Source organism: Veillonella parvula (assembly GCF_024461875.1).
Lineage (GTDB): Bacteria > Bacillota > Negativicutes > Veillonellales > Veillonellaceae > Veillonella > Veillonella parvula_I.
The window spans coordinates 1-231 of record NZ_JANGAL010000119.1 but is presented as its reverse complement, the minus strand read 5'-3'; the positions used below and the strand labels follow the sequence as shown (position 1 = coordinate 231).

The 231-nt window shown below is 37.2% G+C and carries 1 protein-coding gene; it reads right to left on the bottom strand.

Going from position 1 to position 231, the window contains the following annotated elements; all coding sequences use genetic code 11:
* Window positions 1–22: 22 nt before the first annotated feature.
* A partial coding sequence (locus NE668_RS10070) for a hypothetical protein (protein WP_256196891.1) occupies window positions 23–231 on the bottom strand: 209 nt, incomplete at its 5' end.

Here is a 231-nt window from a genome sequence, read left to right as displayed (position 1 = left end):
AATAACCATCTCCTGACTGCTCTTATCCCGTTGTTTCCCATAGTAGGCAAAAATTTCTTCTATTTGTTCCGACATTTTCTTCCTCACCTCGTATTATAAAGTAGTAGTATTTATAGACCCTCTCCAAGGTCTGTATGCTATTTCCATCATAACCATTCTTTACCTTTTCTACAGGTATGGTTATGATATATAAGATGCTGTGGACTGGTGTTTCCTCTCTACCACTTTGAT